At 67.2% G+C, this 15,448-nt stretch carries 18 protein-coding genes and 2 pseudogenes; 9 read left to right on the top strand and 11 right to left on the bottom strand.

All coding sequences use genetic code 11. The annotated features are described in order from the left end of the window. Positions 1-5 precede the first annotated feature (5 nt). A pseudogene (locus tag K6T84_RS10720) lies at positions 6-504 on the bottom strand (IS30 family transposase); the annotation flags it as partial. 145 nt (positions 505-649) lie between these two features. Between K6T84_RS10720 and K6T84_RS10715 the strand changes: the two are divergent. From K6T84_RS10715 to K6T84_RS10685, 7 genes and pseudogenes are all read left to right on the top strand, one after another. After that, complete coding sequence (locus K6T84_RS10715; RefSeq protein WP_225401010.1) at positions 650-937, top strand: transposase; 288 nt, start codon at positions 650-652, stop codon at positions 935-937. Beyond that, positions 934-1,239 (top strand): ribbon-helix-helix protein, CopG family, encoded by a 306-nt coding sequence (locus K6T84_RS10710; RefSeq protein WP_149773518.1) that lies wholly within the window; start codon positions 934-936, stop codon positions 1,237-1,239. The genes K6T84_RS10715 and K6T84_RS10710 overlap by 4 nt, the downstream gene beginning before the upstream one ends. A 237-nt stretch (positions 1,240-1,476) precedes the next feature. Further along, the gene (locus tag K6T84_RS10705) at positions 1,477-1,713 is read left to right on the top strand and encodes a FitA-like ribbon-helix-helix domain-containing protein (RefSeq protein ID WP_224863854.1); all 237 of its coding nucleotides are present in this window, start codon (positions 1,477-1,479) and stop codon (positions 1,711-1,713) included. After that, a complete protein-coding gene (locus K6T84_RS10700; RefSeq protein WP_224863855.1) occupies positions 1,710-2,105 on the top strand; it encodes a type II toxin-antitoxin system VapC family toxin in 396 nt (131 codons plus the stop codon). The genes K6T84_RS10705 and K6T84_RS10700 overlap by 4 nt, the downstream gene beginning before the upstream one ends. Before the next feature lie 68 nt (positions 2,106-2,173). Next, a complete protein-coding gene (locus K6T84_RS10695) occupies positions 2,174-2,401 on the top strand; it encodes a ribbon-helix-helix domain-containing protein (protein WP_224863856.1) in 228 nt (75 codons plus the stop codon). Next, complete coding sequence (locus tag K6T84_RS10690; protein ID WP_329786678.1) at positions 2,398-2,814, top strand: type II toxin-antitoxin system VapC family toxin; 417 nt, start codon at positions 2,398-2,400, stop codon at positions 2,812-2,814. Before K6T84_RS10695 ends, K6T84_RS10690 begins: the two co-directional genes overlap by 4 nt. A 107-nt stretch (positions 2,815-2,921) precedes the next feature. Then, a pseudogene (locus tag K6T84_RS10685) lies at positions 2,922-3,170 on the top strand (hypothetical protein); the annotation flags it as partial. A gap of 11 nt (positions 3,171-3,181) precedes the next feature. Here the strand turns inward: K6T84_RS10685 and K6T84_RS10680 are convergent. After that, positions 3,182-3,982, bottom strand: coding sequence for a crotonase/enoyl-CoA hydratase family protein (locus K6T84_RS10680; protein WP_225401009.1), 801 nt, complete (start codon positions 3,980-3,982; stop codon positions 3,182-3,184). A gap of 80 nt (positions 3,983-4,062) precedes the next feature. Here K6T84_RS10680 and K6T84_RS10675 point away from each other — a divergent pair, with 80 nt between their 5' ends. Beyond that, positions 4,063-4,308, top strand: a complete 246-nt coding sequence (locus K6T84_RS10675; RefSeq protein ID WP_224863858.1) for an AbrB/MazE/SpoVT family DNA-binding domain-containing protein — start codon at positions 4,063-4,065, stop codon at positions 4,306-4,308. Further along, positions 4,292-4,714 (top strand): type II toxin-antitoxin system VapC family toxin, encoded by a 423-nt coding sequence (locus K6T84_RS10670; RefSeq protein ID WP_224863859.1) that lies wholly within the window; start codon positions 4,292-4,294, stop codon positions 4,712-4,714. Before K6T84_RS10675 ends, K6T84_RS10670 begins: the two co-directional genes overlap by 17 nt. Positions 4,715-4,741: 27 nt before the next feature. Here the strand turns inward: K6T84_RS10670 and eccA are convergent, their stop codons facing one another. The 9 genes from eccA to K6T84_RS10625 all read right to left on the bottom strand — a co-directional run bounded on the left by eccA (position 4,742) and on the right by K6T84_RS10625 (position 15,445). After that, the gene (gene eccA, locus K6T84_RS10665; RefSeq protein WP_224865609.1) at positions 4,742-6,541 is read right to left on the bottom strand and encodes a type VII secretion AAA-ATPase EccA; all 1,800 of its coding nucleotides are present in this window, start codon (positions 6,539-6,541) and stop codon (positions 4,742-4,744) included. 83 nt (positions 6,542-6,624) lie between these two features. Then, positions 6,625-8,187, bottom strand: coding sequence for a type VII secretion protein EccE (gene eccE / locus K6T84_RS10660; protein ID WP_224863860.1), 1,563 nt, complete (start codon positions 8,185-8,187; stop codon positions 6,625-6,627). Then, positions 8,184-9,809, bottom strand: a complete 1,626-nt coding sequence (gene mycP / locus K6T84_RS10655) for a type VII secretion-associated serine protease mycosin (protein WP_408066092.1) — start codon at positions 9,807-9,809, stop codon at positions 8,184-8,186. The genes eccE and mycP overlap by 4 nt, the downstream gene beginning before the upstream one ends. Before the next feature lie 38 nt (positions 9,810-9,847). Next, positions 9,848-11,443, bottom strand: coding sequence for a type VII secretion integral membrane protein EccD (eccD, locus tag K6T84_RS10650; protein ID WP_224863862.1), 1,596 nt, complete (start codon positions 11,441-11,443; stop codon positions 9,848-9,850). Between the two features lie 5 nt (positions 11,444-11,448). Beyond that, positions 11,449-12,465: a MinD/ParA family ATP-binding protein gene (locus K6T84_RS10645; protein ID WP_225401008.1), complete on the bottom strand. Its 1,017-nt coding sequence runs from the start codon at positions 12,463-12,465 to the stop codon at positions 11,449-11,451. A 94-nt stretch (positions 12,466-12,559) separates the two neighbouring features. Then, complete coding sequence (locus K6T84_RS10640; protein WP_224863864.1) at positions 12,560-13,408, bottom strand: ESX secretion-associated protein EspG; 849 nt, start codon at positions 13,406-13,408, stop codon at positions 12,560-12,562. A gap of 97 nt (positions 13,409-13,505) precedes the next feature. Next, positions 13,506-13,790, bottom strand: coding sequence for a WXG100 family type VII secretion target (locus K6T84_RS10635; protein ID WP_224863865.1), 285 nt, complete (start codon positions 13,788-13,790; stop codon positions 13,506-13,508). A 34-nt stretch (positions 13,791-13,824) separates the two neighbouring features. Then, the gene (locus tag K6T84_RS10630; RefSeq protein ID WP_224863866.1) at positions 13,825-14,142 is read right to left on the bottom strand and encodes a WXG100 family type VII secretion target; all 318 of its coding nucleotides are present in this window, start codon (positions 14,140-14,142) and stop codon (positions 13,825-13,827) included. Between the two features lie 118 nt (positions 14,143-14,260). Then, positions 14,261-15,445 (bottom strand): PPE family protein, encoded by a 1,185-nt coding sequence (locus tag K6T84_RS10625; RefSeq protein WP_224863867.1) that lies wholly within the window; start codon positions 15,443-15,445, stop codon positions 14,261-14,263. Between the last annotated feature and the right edge of the window lie 3 nt (positions 15,446-15,448).

Raw genomic sequence — 15,448 nt, 5'->3', positions numbered from 1 at the left:
CGAGTTCAATCGGTCGATACAACACCGGGTTGTTGAAGCGAGTGTAGTTGCTCGGCAAAGACTTCGGCGGGAGTCTACCAGTTGAGGACCTTGCGTGGCCTGTTGTTGAGCCCGAGGGCGACCGCTTCGAGTTCTTCGGCGGACCAGCGGGATAGGTGGGTTCCCTTCGGGAAATATTGACGCAGAAGACCCTTCGTGTTTTCGTTCGTTGGTCGCTGCCAGGGTGAGTGTGGGTCAGCGAAGAACACCTTCGTCCCGGTGTCGAACGTGAAACTGGGCATGCCCGGACAGTTCTTTACCGCGATCCCAGGTGAGCGTCTGCCGCAGCTGTTCGGGTAGCTGCGTCAGTGATGCGGCCAACGCGGCGTTCATCGCCACGGCGCCGTATCCGCTGAGCACCGGCTCGTTCTTCACCGGCGGCCTCTGGCCCCACCCGTCGAGCCGGGGAAGGTGGACCAGCATCGTGGAGCGGCTTTTGCGTTCTACGATTGTGCCGATCACCGAGGTCGGAGTTCGATGACGAACAGGGGTGTCATTTGCGATACTTAAGGCGAGGCAGTCGTCTTTGCCGGAATCCAACCCCCGAACCACCCATGGCTTGCGCGCACGCTTGCCCACAAATGCCATACATTTGTCACCCACTGAGTGGGTGACCGAGTTGCACTGGCCCAGCGAAGCGGTCACCCATATGTGGGACAAACACCGTACCACCGTCGAGATGGCAACCGAAGCCGTCAGCAATCCCGACGCGGTGGGGTTCATCCCCGACCCCAAGCGCCGCTCGGGCAAAAGCAGCCGGTTCATCGGCTTCTCGCCGACCGCAGACGCAGTCCTCGTCGTCATCGTCGTTGACCACGAGGACCGGCCATACGGCGCGAACTGCTGGCCGGCCAACGCCACCGACCAGAACACATACCGGGAAAGGAACAACCCGTGAACAACGAACTCAGCAACCTACTCAACGAGGCACGCGAGCTGGAAGCCGTCGACAGCTCTGAATACACGACCGCACCGGCCACCCACCCCAACCGCGAAAAGGCCCAAACCCTCACCGTGCGCCTCACCGACGATGAGATGACCCGGCTACGTACCGCTGCAGCAGAGCGCCGCCTACCGGTATCGGCCGTGGTGCGCACAGCCATCGCCCACGAACTGGCGCCACAACCCGACGACGGTACCCGCGAACTCATCACCGCGCTCCATGACCACAACCTCGCCATCGTCAGAACAGCGAAGTGACTGTAGCCCAATGGTTCACGGGCAAGCCCGTCATGCGGGCAATACCTATAGGCGGCCGAGTCGTACACCCGCGCGAAGGGGGTAGATTGCCAACTTGCAACCAAGGTCGGCTCAGTTGGTCGACAACCCAGCGCAAATCGATCATTCCCGCACTTGTGCGCCGGGTGACGTAGCCCCGGCCCACAATCAAAGCAACTTGCATGTTATACATGCAAGTCCCATGTTAAACTCGGTACGGTGAGCACGATCCAGATCAGAGATGTGCCTGAGGATGTTCATTCGGCGCTTCGTTCGAAGGCTGCTGTTGCCGGGCTTTCCCTGTCGGAGTACCTGCTCCGGGAGGCAATCCGGGTGGCCGAGCGCCCTGCCATCGCCGATGTGTTGCGCCGCAATGAACGACGAGGTTGGGGTGTCGGACCGGGCGAGGCGGTAGCCGTGCTGCGTCAGATCCGCGACGGCGAATCTGACGCGTGATCGTCGTCGATACCTCGGCATTGATCGACATTCTTGTCGAGCGCCCGCTCAACATCGCCTTGCGCCAGCGAATCAGCGGGGCAGCCGAGTTGCACGCTCCGCATCTGATTGATATCGAATTTCTCAGTGTGATCCGTCGCCTGGTTCGCATTCAGGCCCTCTCGGCCGATGCGGCCGCCGTCGCGCGTGAGCAGTTCGAGGATCTGTCGATCGAGAGGTATTCTCACGAGTCGCTTCGGGATCGGATCTGGCAGTTGCGCGACAGCCTGACCGCGTATGACGGCGCATTTGTCGCGCTAAGCGAGACCCTCGGGCTTCCGCTCGTCACCGCTGATGGTCGGGCCGCCCGCTCGCACGGTCATCACGCCCAAGTCGAGTCTTACGCCCGGTGAGTGCCGGGTCGCCTTGGACATTTCTGTCCGATACGCGATGGACAGACAGCTAAGGTATGCTGGCATACATGAAACGGACGACGGTCAAGATCCCTGACGCGTTGGATGCCCGCCTGCGGCATGAGGCTAGCCGACGGAATGTGACCATCTCGGACGTCAGCCGTGAAGCGCTTGAGGCTTACCTCGGCACGACCGGTGGCCGTCGGCGCCTCAACGCGGCGGCCTCCGGCCGTAGCGGCCGAAGCGATATCTCCGAGCGCATCGAGGAGATCTTGGCTGCCGAGGTCGGACCATAGCGGCAATCGTTGTCGATGCGGGCCCTCTCTATGCCTACGTCGACGCCGACGACGCTCACCATGCGTCGTCGCTGGAGCTTCTGCAGACCCATCCGGGTCCGTTGATCGTCCCGACACTCGTCATCACCGAGGTGGCCTACCTACTGGGCACCCGGCTGGGTACCGAACCTGAGGTGCGATTCCTCGGCGACTTGGCCGACGGTGCGTTCGTCGTCGAGCCGGTAGCTGCGGGAGATTGGCTGCGGATCGCTGAACTTGTCGCGCGGTACCGAGACCTGCCGCTCGGCACCGTAGACGCTTCCGTAGTGACCACGGCAGAACGGCTGGGCATCAGCGAGATTGCGACCGTCGACCGTCGTCACTTCACCGCCGTGCGTCCGCGCCATATCGAGGCATTCACTCTTCTTCCATGAACCCCCAGGTGCCGCCGGAGTCGTCTCGCGCCGGCAGTTGGTCACGTCATGAACGGGCGTCCGGCGACACTCCAGCACCCTCGACGGGGGTAGGTTGCCGAATCGCAACAAACCTCGTGCTGGTACGCCCGTACCACCACCGACTACATCACCGTGGTGGCATCACCATCACCGGCGACGCCACCCACCTGGTCGTCAGCGACCCCACCGGCCAACCACTGCAGCCCGCTTCCCTGGCCCGCCCCCCGCAGAAACCCGCACCAGCGGTGCGGCCCTGCAAAGGACCGACCGGTGAACGCGCCCAATGGTGGTGGTACCAGCCCTTCCAACCCAAAGCACCACCGACCACCAACTGACACCTTGGTGCTCAGCCCAGCGACCGCGGCTCCCAGACGGCTCCGCCGTCGCGACCCGCCTTACGTGCCAAGCGGTGATTGCGGCCCCGAAGCAGCCGCAGCTGCAACACCGATTCGATCCAGAACGTCCGGCGAATCGACGAGGTCCACGTCGAGTGGAACAGTTTCTTGGTCGCCGTCAACGCATCGGGTGACCGCTCGACGAGCTGTGCGGCCAGATCCGCGGCGGCGGCAACGGGATCGTCGGCAACCGAGGTCACCAGCCCGTACCCGAGGGCGTCGCTACCCGAGAACACCTCTGCGGTCATGGTCAGGCGTTTGGCCACATCCATGGGCAGCAGCTCACGCAACGTGACGGCTCCGGTCATGTCGGGGATCAGGCCCCACTTGGCCTCCATGATCGACAGCTTGCAGTCCGGCGTCGTGATCCGGAAGTCGGCGGCCAACGCCACCTGCAGGCCTCCGCCGTAGCAATGGCCGTGCAGCGCGGCGATCACCGGAACCGGCAGTTCGCGCCAGGCCCAGCAAGCCTGCTGAAACAGGTTGGTCTTCTGCCAGGGCAACTTGCCGAAGTTGCGCACGCCGGCCAGCCCGGACAGCTTCGCTCCGGCGAAGTCCAGACCGGTGCAGAATGCCCGGCCTTCGCCGCGCAGGATCACCACGCGGATCGACCGATCACGGGCCAGCTGCTCGGGGACCGTTGCCAGCGCGTGCAGCATCGGCAGGTCAAGGCTGTTCATTTTGTCCGGTCGGTCCAGCGTCACGTGGGCGATGCCGTCGACGACCTCAACTCTGATGCGTTCCTGTGTCATCGCGACAGGATAGAGCCGGGTACCACGTGGCGGGATCCGCCGTGAGATCAAATTTGCCAATTGAATGGTAATTTAGTGCCATGAGCGTGACTGTGGACAGGCTGGGACGGCTGGTGATCCCGAAAGCGCTGCGGGTCGCGCTCGGGATCACCCCGGACACACCGCTTGAACTGATTCCGGACGGATCGGGACTGCGGATCGAGCCCGTTCAGCGGAATGCCCGCCCGATCGAGACACGAGACGGACTACCGGTGCTCGGCCAGGTCGAGGGTGCGGCTCTGACCGACGACGACGTGCGCCGGCTTCGCGATGACGTCCAACGATGACCGCTGGGCCTGCGACACCAGTGTTGCCGTAGCCGCCCTTGACTCGACCCACGTGGCCCACGAAACCTGCCGCCAAGCGTTGGTTCAACATCGCCCTGCGCTAGCGGGCCATGCCGCATTCGAGACGTATTCGGTGCTCACTCGGCTTCCCCTCCCACTTCGCCTCGATGGCACAGCGGCCGCCTCGGTATTGGCGCAGGCATTCCCGGCCGGGTGTTGGCTCGACGCGCGAGCGGCCGGCGATCTACTCGCCCGCCTCGCGCGCCTCAACATCGTCGGCGGATCTGTGTACGACGCTCTTGTCGGCCTGGCCGCCTCGACGAATCAGCGCGTACTACTCACCCGCGACCGTCGGGCCGAGCGCACCTATCGCGCACTCGAGGTGCGATACCAGTTCGTCGGTTGACGGGCCGGGGCGCTTGTTGAGATCCGCCTACCAGTTCAGCGCGGCCATCTCGCGTTTGGTGTCGCACACCGCGCGCACCGCGGCGTCGATGTCGACGGCGGTGACGGTCTTGAGGTCATCGATCGTCACCTGGTGACCGGCCCGCTTGGCCGCGGCCACCCTGGTGTCACGGGCCAATTCGGCTTCCTCTATCACGTTGCGGGCGAACCGGCCGTTGTGCATGACGTTGATGCCGTGCTCGCCGCGCGGGCTGCTGTACCCGCGGATGGTGGTCACCATCTCCAGGAACCGTTGGCGCGCCTCGGGATTGAGCTCGGTGGCGCGGCTGGAGCCGTAGCGTTCGCCGATCTCGACGATCTCCTCCGGCGAGTAGGACTCGAAGCGGATCTTGCGGTTGAACCGGCTGGCCAGACCGGGGTTGACGGTCAAGAACTCATCGACCTGGTCCTCGTATCCGGCGGCCAGGAAACAGAAGTCGAAGCGGTGCTTCTCCAGCGCGATCAGCAGCTGGTTGACGGCCTCCATGCCGATCATGTCCGGCGTCCCATCCTGATGACGCTCCACCAGGGAATAGAACTCGTCCATGAAAAGGATTCCGCCCAAAGCCTTTTCGATCAATTCGTTGGTCTTCGGCCCGGACGAGCCGATGTGCTCGCCGCAGAAGTCGGAGCGCCGCACCTCGGTGATCTCGGGGTTGCGCACGATTCCCATGCCGGCGTAGATCTTGCCCAGCGCCTCGGCGGTGGTGGTCTTACCGGTGCCCGGCGGTCCGACCAGCAGCATGTGGTTGGTCTGGCCCTCCACCGGCAGGCCGTGCTCCAGCCGCATCGCCCGGATCTCGAGCTGGTCCTCCAACGCCTTGACCGCGCGTTTGACCTCGGCCAGCCCGACCTGCTTCTCCAGCTCGGCGCGGCCCTGCGCCAGCAGCTCCGCCCGGCGGTCGGTGGCGTTGTGCTCGTCGAGTTCGGCGCGGCTCTTCGCCGACTCGGCATCCCAGCGGTCGCTGCGGCTGTCGATGATCTGTTCCTCGGTGATCACCAGGCGCAGTTTGGGTTCGGCGAGTGCGGCTTTGGCCGCCTCGGTGAGCACACCGTTGATCGCGGCCTTGGACAGCCAGACCTGTGCCTGCTCCTCTTCGCCGAGCTGGCGATGCACCATGCCGCGGATGTAGGCCAGATCCGCTGCCAGCAAAGGGATCTCGTTCGGTGCGATCGACGCGGTCAGCACCCCCGGGGGAAACCGGTCCGAGCCGTGGATGTGCCCGGCGATGTCGACCCGGTCCAGCCAGTCCAGCGCAACCCTGCCCTGCCCCAGATGCGCGGCGGCATAGGCGGCCAGCGCGCAGATCGAGGCGGTGACGGCGGGCATGACGATCGCCCGGTCGGGCAGCTCCTCGGCGGCGACGGTCAGCAGATCCGGCCAGCGCTGGGTGAGGAACATCAGGTAGGCGCGGGCCAGTTGGTGCCACTGGTGGTTGACCCAACTGTCCAGCAGCGCGCGATCGGACAACAGCGCGTCGGCCCGGGCGTACTCGCCCTCAACCGCCCATGCAGAGGCCAGCGCCAACCCCACATGCGAGGCATCGGTCACGGTGATCGACAGATACGGCCCCAACGGAATCTGGGCGGCCAGGTGCCGGCCGAGCCGGGTGGTCTCCTTGTGCAACCAGTCGCCGTTGTTGTACAGCCGGGTGAGTGTCTCCAGAGAGGTGTCGCCGCACGCGATGCGGCCCAGCCACGCGTCGGCCATGGACGGATCGGCCTCGGTGGCCGCGGCGAACTCCGCCAACGCATCAGGCGAGCCGTACCGCGCGTCCATACTCACCATGGCCCGGTCGAAGTGCCGCCGGGCTGCCAGCAAGTCACTCAATGTCTGTCGTCCCCTGTCGCATATACGAGGTCATGGTGAGGTCATCGCGACGACATCGGCGCCAGCGCCTCCGGACTGCAGTACCGGTTCTCCGCCCGGAACAGTTCCACCGTAGCCAGCCACGAATTGTTGCCGACGACAACCCGCACCGCGGTCCGATCGATCTGCTCGATGCTCACCTCGACCGCGTCCGGTGGCGGCGGCGGGCTGCCGGGCGGCGCCACGGTGATCACGGTGGCCGGACGCGGAGACGGCGCGATCGGCCCGTCCACCACGCTCACCGTGGTGCGCGGCGTGGGCCGCGACTCGTCGACCACCGCGATGTCGGGCATCCGGACGCTGGCCCAGCGCGCCCGGTCACGGGTGTGTACACAGACCCGCTCGCCGGACCCGGCGGCACGGATGATGAGCCGTTTGGCGATCAGGTCTTCGGCGGCGATGAACACCCGGCTCAGCTCACCGGAGTCGGTCAGCGGCATCATCAGCCGGTCACCGTTGGCCAGCTTGCCGATCAGCACACCCGATGGGCCGATCTCGATCGGCAGCTCGGCCGGCAGCGGACCGGACCGCAGCCCGCGCAGTCGCGGCCGCGGCGCGCACATGTTCGCCTCCAGCGCCGCCGCCTGTTCGCCGTTGAGCCGGCGCAGCACCGTCGCGGGGGGAGTGGGGGCCGGTTGCGGGGTCTGCAGTGTGACGGTGGCGGTACACGTCCCGTCGGGATACACCGTGACGTTCTGCGTCACCTCGTCCACCGGCAGCGTCCAGGCCTGCGCCAGCAGCGCGGCACTGATCTCGCGGGGCGGGTAGGCATAGGTGGTCACCCAGCCCCGGTCGGTGCGCACCGTCTTCCAGCGCACGGCATCGTCGGTCAGTGACGAACCCCCGCCGATCCGTCGGTCCAGCTCCACCAGATCGCTGGCCGTCGCCACCCGGGTGCGCAGGCCGACGCACCGCAACGACCCGGCGATCTGCTGCGCGACGGCCACGGCGGTGGCACCCAGCGTGGTGCGCCAGCGCAGCGCCGAGGTGTTGTCCAGAACGCTCAACCGCAGCAGCAGCCAGGTCTCTCGCTGGCCGGCGTAGGGCGGCGTGCCGATCTCGGTGTCGTAGACCCGCGGGTAGTCGCCCGCGGTCGCCCGGCGTGCCCCGATGCTGACGACGCTCAACGATTCGAGCACCAGACCCAGGGGGTGCCGCAGCATCGGCAGCAGGGCGCTGACGTCGACGACGTTGTCGGTCTCCACGTTGACCGAGCCGGTGGCGATGGTGGCGGCATGGGATCTGCCCAGCAGGTGTACCGCCACCACGGCCACGCCGTCCTGGATGCGGACCCCACCGCCGGAACGGTTGTTGGCCACCGTGATCGGTTCGGCCCACGCAGCCTTCGCGTCGCGCCGCAACCGCAGCAGCGCCCACGACCAGGCCGGCTGGCCCCACCACGGCACCAGCACCAACAGCACCGCGGGCACCACGGCAGCTGCGACGCCGATCCACCCGCCCAGCGCCCAGCCCGCCAGCCCGCACAATGCGATCACCAGGGCGCACACCAGCCGCCGGTTGCTCGAGGCGCTGAAACCGGTGAGCCGGACCCGGTCCTGACTCACTTGATGGCCCTTCGGATCCGGGCGGTGACGACGGCGACCAGGACCGCGGCGGCCAGCGCTCCGAGGAATCCGAGGGCGACGGTCCGGGCCCGATGGTCCGGTGGTGGCGGCGGGGGTGCCGGGGTCAGCACGCGGTGCTCCGACCCGGGTGTGAGCGGCTCACCCGGCGGCACGTTGAACGTCAGCGCGGCCACCGGATCGACCAGGCCGTAGCCGACCCGGTTGTCCACCCCGGCGGGTGGATTGTGCGCGGTCTGCACGATCCGGTTGATCACCTGGTGCGCGGTGAGCTGCGGGTATTTCGCCCTTACCAGCGCGGCGACCCCGCTGACGTAGGCGGCGGAGAAGCTGGTGCCCCAGAACGGCATGTTCTTCTCCCCGACCCTGATCGGCGGGTAGGCGTTGACCGGTCCACCGCCTTGCGGGGACAGGCCCATCACGTGGGTGGCGGGGGCGGCCACTCCGACCCACGGGCCGGACATGCTCTTGTCGATCGGCGCCCCGGTGGCGTCGACCCCGCCGACCGACAGGACATAGTCGGAGAACCACGACGGGCTCGAGATCACCTTGACCTGGTTCCAGTCCCGCGGATCGTTCGGGTTGAGCGGATTGAACATCGGGTTGTCGGCGCAGCCCGCCTCGCCGACGTTGCCGGCCGCGGTGATGATGACGGCGTCTTTGACCGTCGCGGCGTACCACAACGCCGCACCCAGCGCCCGCTGATCCAGCCCGGACGCGGCCGGGACGCAGGAGGTCACCGAAATGTTGATCACCTTGGCGCCGAGGTTGGCCGCGTGCACGACGGACCGGGCCAGCGTCGCCAGAGTGCCGGCCTTGACGTGCTCGTCGTCGTAGCCGCCGAACTGCGGGTGCACCGGCTCGAACGCGCGGGAGGACTGCCGGATCGAGATGATCGTCGCGTGCGGGGCGACACCCACCACGCCGTCAGGGGCGCCCGGTGCGGGCGGCGGGACGGCCGGGTCGTCCTCGGTCTGGGGATCGGCCGGCCCCGACGAGGGAGCCACCGCACCGTCTTCGGGCGGGGGAGGCGGCGGGGGTGGCGGCGCCGCGGTCTGGGTGATGGTCACCGGAACCGGGATGGGTGGCGGGGCGGGCGGGCCGGGAATGTCGGCCGGCGGCAGCGCTTCGCCGATACTCGGCGGGGGCCCGGCCGGTGGGGGGAAGGCGGGGACCTCGGGCATCGGCCGCGGCATCGGCAGCACGCCGAGTGGGGCGGCGGCGATGATCGACGCGGCGATCGTGCCGTGCGCGTCGCAGTCCTGCAGGCCGCCCATGCCCTCGGAGCCGCCCATGATGTAGTCGCCGCCGGCGATCGCGGGCAGCCGTGGGTTCGGGCTGACGCCGGTGTCGATCACCGCGACCGGCACACCGTGGCCGGTGGAGTACTGCCATGCCGTGGCAATCCCGAGCGTGTCGAATCCGGGTGCCAGTTGGGCGAGGTCGGGATTGCTGACGGTGATCGGGACGCTGCAGGAATTCGAGCGGCGCATCGGCTGGTCCGGTCCGGGTGTGTCGTCGGCCGGGGCCAGCGCGGGATCGACCACCGGGGGGTCGATCGCCAGCGCCATCGGGGAACCGTCGGACAGACTCACCAGCAGCATCACGCCGGCGATCGCGGCAGCGCGGGTCCCCAGCCGACTCAGTTGCGGACCCACACGAACAGTCCTCCCAGCCAGGCGCCGAGCACCCCCACGACGATGAATGCCAGCACTTCGAGCCATTCGACGGCCAGCCGAATCCAGGGGACGAACTTGGTCTCGGGCACCAGCAGGCCGGCGGCCACCCCCAGTGCGGCGAAGACCGCGATGGCGGCCGACGGCCACAGGAACCCCCCGGCGGTATCACCCGGATTGGCCAGCGCGTACTTGACGATTCCGGTGAGCACGGCAGCACACGCCCCGCCGACCAGGGCGATGGCCTGGACACGGCCGGCGAACCCGCGGCCCTGGGTGATGAACAGGCCCGCGACCAGACCGCACAGCAACACCGCACCGCGTTGGCGTGCAGATCCCGGCGCCAGCACCATCCACACCGCGATCGGCAGTGTCGCGGCGATGGCCACACACATCCCGACCTGCACCGCGTTGATCAACCGCGCCGAGGCTGCGATCGCGGTGCCGCGCGCCGAGATGTCGACCAGGTCGTCCTCGTCGTCCTCGTCCTCCGGGGTGACCGGGGAGACCGTGTCGATCGGCATGTTGGCGCGCCGGGCGAACAGGTCGCGTCCGGTGATCGAGCCGAAGTACGGTGGCCGCACCCGCGCCACCCACAGCGCGATCGTCGGCGACATGCGCAGCAGCATCAGCAGACCCAGCAGGGTGCAGATGCCGATCACCTGCGGGGACACCGGATGCCACATGCGTGCCGCCGCCACCGCCCCGCCGATCCCGGCAGAGGTGACGATGGCGGTGGTGACAGCGGTCTGCGAACGCAGCAGAACGCTCAGGGCGATCGCACCCAGCGCCAGGACCGTCACCCCGATCAGCAGGTGCGGCGCCCCCAGCGGTCCGGGTGCCGCGCACAGTGCCGAACAGGACAGCGCGATCACGGCCAGCCAGCCGAACCCGCTGAACAGGTCGTCGCGAGCGGGCCAGTTCTGCCGGATCACGCCTGCGCCGAGCGTCAGCAGAGCGCCCAGGCCGACCAGGACGGCAGCCGGCGGCCAACTGTCACTGAAGGTGCGGGCGCGCACTCCCAGCGCCGAGACCACCAGCACCGCCATGGCCAGCAGGCCGACTGCGGTGTGCGCTGCCGTCAACGCGGTGACCGGGGCGAACATCCGGTCGACCTTGACGTTGAGCAGCCGGGAGACCGTCTGCTCGTCGGCCTTGTGACCGCACTCGGGGCACTGGACCTCGGGCCGGGTTCCCAGCCGGCGGGCCGTGGCCGCCAGTGCACTCGACAGCGACTCGTACTGGGGCTCGAAGGAGTCGCCGCCCACCACCGGGACCAGGACCAGGGTGTCGCCGTCCTGCACGCCGAGGTCATCGAGGCTGCGGGTGATGTCCAATCGCACGCCGTTGACCTTGTGCAATTCGTAGCTTCCCGGCGGAAGTGCCACACCGTCGAAACCGTGGTGTTTCAAATCCTCGTCGAGTAGTTCGACCATTCCCTCGAAGAATTCCTCCACCGGAATACCGGCCGGGAAGACCTGGGATACCAGGTGTTTGTCGTAGGCGAGGCTCACCGCACAGCGCGCTGGAAATGCGACTTTCGCCGGCGTCGGAGAGGTCACCGTTCTTACCTTTCGGTGTCGGGCACGAACTTGTCGGCCAGACCGGCGGTTATTTCGAACAGTCGCAGTCGGGTCTTCTTCTTCACCTCATTGTGGACATCGATGATTCCGCCCTTGGCCAGATGCGCGTCGTAGGGCATCACTTCCACCGTGGCACCGGTTTTGCTGAACCGTTCGGTCAGGTACGCCACCGCGGCGCTGTCCTCGACCGGCCCGGAGTGGTTGAGAATCACCGTGGCCCGCGACACCAGCTCGTGGTAGCCCTGCGCGGCGAGGTAGTCCACCGCCCGCAGTACCGGCCGCGACCGATCCGCGGTGATTCCCGAGACGAAGACCAGCGTGTCGGTGTTCTCCAGTACCGGTTTCATGACGGGGTGTTCGAGGTCGGCCGCGGTGTCGACGATGATCACGTTGTGGGTCCGCCGCAGGCGTGACAACACGCCGCTGAACATGGCCGGGACGAGCGGGCGGAGCTGGTCGGACGTGCGGTTGCCGGCCAGTACGTCCAGGCCTACGGCATTTTGCCCGAGGTGTTCGCGGATGTCGGAATATCCCTGAACATCGGTGTCGCTCAGAACGGCCGAGTAGTCGCCCGGGGGATGCTCGTCGATACGGTCCGAGAGCGTTCCGAAGCCCGGAACAGCGTCAATCGCGATCACATTTTCCGGCCGGCATTCCCGGAACACGCTGCCGATCGCGGCGGCCATCGTTGTGACGCCGGTACCGCCCTTTCCGGACACCAGCGTGATCACGTACTGCCGACGAATGTGCCGGCGAATTCGATTACGCAGATCGCGGTAATGCCGCTCGCGCGGTGACTCGCCGGGATTAATGACTTTTGCCGACACCGAATACACCAGTTTGCGCCAGCCGGAACCGGGGGGAATCTTGCGGGGTGTCGCCAGATCGGAAATGCGCATGGAGTCCGATACGGAATCCCGGTAGCGGTGGCCCGTCATCGGATCCCGCCGCCCGGATGCGCCTTCGTCAGGCGTATTCTGGCTATTCCATGGGCTTGTCACGTGCGTGATGTTAACACGGTTGTAGATACCTCGTTTACACAGTTTCTGCTGGCCAGCGGTAATGCACGGTAATGGTGATCATGTGAATTCACTGTCACACAACCCGTCGGTGTGAATGCCAGTCCGCCCCGGCCGGGAGCCGGCTGATGAGCCGCAGGATCGCATTGGCGACGTCGGTTCGGGTGCCGGGGGAGACGATCTGATAGCGCCGGCCGCCGTTGTCGATGTTCTCCACGCACACCCGGCCGGCCGGGGTGTCCGAGATCATTACTGCGGTGTCGCCGATCGCCATCCGGGCCAGATCTTCGGGTCCCGCTCCGGGTTGCAGCGCGACGATATTGGCCTGGCCGGACACCTCGGGGTCGGCGGCCGCCATGACGGTCTGCTGCTGGTCGATGTCGAGTCGCTGGTCGGCCAGATACTTGCGCAGGCCCTCACGGTCCCGGACCCGCTCGAGCAGCTCCTTGGTGTCCAGGGTGACCGGTCGCAGGGGGGCGGAGTCGGTGACTCCGCAGAGCCGCTCGATCTGGCCGACCAGGAGGTCACCGGCCGAGGCCTGGTCACCGGCGGTGCCGGCGGGATACAGCCGCACCTCCTGATCGTGGCGTTCGAGCACCACCCACCAGGAGGCGAATCGGTTGATCGAGACCCGGGTCATGTGCGCAGGGTCGCCGTAGGGCCGGCCGGGGAAGTTCAGCGTCACCAGCAGTGCGACGTCCCGGCGCATGATCACCGTCAGCCACTCGCGGATCATCGGATCGACCTCACCCAGCCCGTCGAGTGCGCCGATCTCGGTCAGCTCCTCGGCGATCGGATGGCGCAGGGCCTGCTCGGCGGTGTCCAGCCGGGGCAGCAGCGGCCGCAGGCCCAGTTCCGGGCAGAGCTGCTCGATGCCGGTCACGGACTGCAGCACCCACAGCCCGTCGAGCGTCGTCGTCAGCACGTGGTTCCCTCGGTCAAGGTTCGCGTCGTCTCAGTGCACTTCAATGAACGAGGTGGGGCACCCGCACCGATCGTGCGGGCACCCCACCTCGGGAAGATCAGAAAAGGCTGCTGATCGTCTGGTCGGTCGACATGGCGCCTTCGAGCACCGAACCGATGGTGGAACCGTGCTGGCCGATGGTCTCGATCAGGCCCTGCAGGCCCTGCAGCATCTGCGCCTGAGCTTCGAAGAACCCGGTGGCGCCGTGGCCACCGAAGTACTCCGTCAGCGCCTGGGTGAGCTGCTGCGAGTCGGCGTGGATCTGGTCCAGGGTGCCGGCGCTGCTGACAACGCTGTGGGCGTGATCGCCGACAGCGGCGGGGTTATAGGTGATGCCGTCCATGTGATCGTGTCCTTTCGGGTTCAGGGATCAGGGCTTAAGCGGACTGTCCGCCGAACAGCGAGTGGAAGGCGTGCTCCGAGTGGGATTCGTGGGATTCCATCAGGGCAGCGGCCTGGTTGAGGCCCTCGGTCAGGCGGTGGCCGCCGGTGAGGACCTTCTGGATGTCTTCGTGGATCTGGGCGGCCGTGGCGAACGACGCCTTGGAACCTCCGCCGTCCCAGGTCGAGGCGCCCAGGATGTTCTCGTGGTCGTGCAGGTACTGGTTGGCGATCGCCTGGGCGTGTTCGATGTGCTGGCTCAACTTCGAGGCCGTGTTCCGCATCAGTTCCGGCGTGACAACAATGGATGCCATCGTTTTCTCCTTGGTGGTAAGACCAACCCCCCCGGGGTTCGGCGGGATGTATCTGGCGGTAGTGTATGGGCTCCTTTCAGATGTGTCGATTCACCCTGATTTTCAGCAAATAGCCAGGTCACGCCCGGTTGTCGATGACCTGCACGGTGTTCGGTCGCTCGTTGGGCCGGCTACCTTGGCCTTTTCCACCGGCGCCGGCGCCGTGGGCCATGGGCATGCCGCCCATGCCGCCGGCGCTGGTGGTGGTCACCCGCTGGGACTCCACCGACCCCAGCGCGCCACTGGGCCGCAGCCCCTGCGGACGGCCGCCGCCGGATTCGAATGCGCTCACCGGCCGGGTGAACGCCGAAACCGGCGCCCCGGCTCCACCCCCGCCGAACCCGCCCGCCGTGGGCGCGCCCGTCGCGTTGGTCAGCATGGCCGCCGCCGGCACGCCACCGGCGCCCGCCGGATTCAGCGCGCCGCCGAGCATGCTCGGGTTCATGAACATGCCCATCATCGACTGCATCGGGCCCATCATCTGCTGCGGCATCTGCATGAACTGCTGGGGTGCCTGCATCAGCGTCGAGCCGATCTGCTGGACCGGGCCCAGCATCGAACTCATCTGATTGCCCATGCCCTGGGCGGCGCCCGCACCCTGGCCTGCGGCGTTGGTGGCCCCCGACGTGCCCTCATAGGCGGCGCGCATGGCACCGCCGGCCGCGGTCTGCGCGGATGCTTCGCCGACGGCGCTGGCCGCCGCCGCCGGGGCCGCCGGTGAGGCACCCATCCCGGCTACCGGAGCGGGAACGGTCAGGCTGGAGGTGAGCGCGTTCAGCGTCGCCCCGTAGGCTGCGCCCACCGCGGAGTTATTGGGCCAGAACATGCCGAAGTACTCGAGCTCCAGCGAGGCGATCCGCGGCGTCAACGCCCCGAGAACAGACCAGTTGATGCTGTTGTCGAAGGCGCTCTCGATCCGGTTCTCGTCGCACTCCTGGAAGGTGCGCATGGTTCCGTAGGCCAACTGGTAGGCCTCCACCGCCGCCGCCACGATCGGTGCCTTCATATCCACCCAGCCGGCCAACCCATGCAGGGCGACGTTGAGCATGGTGGCGTTGAGGACCGAACTCCCCGAGCCGGCGCCTATCCACCCGATCGAGGTCAGCGCGGTGTTGACCGCCGAGGCGATCCCGGACGCGTGGTGGGCGGCGCCCACCGCCGTCCAGGCCGCGCCGTTGGTCAGCATGGTCGGAAGGCCCGCGCCACTCTTGATCAACATGTCGTTGGCCTCGGGCGTGCGGGCGGCCCACCCCGGGTCGGCCATGGG

Source organism: Mycobacterium zoologicum (genome assembly GCF_020181635.2).
GTDB classification, from domain to species: Bacteria; Actinomycetota; Actinomycetes; order Mycobacteriales; family Mycobacteriaceae; genus Mycobacterium; species Mycobacterium zoologicum.
The sequence above is the reverse complement of the archived record's forward strand: the minus strand, read 5'-3'. Positions and strand labels throughout refer to the sequence as shown.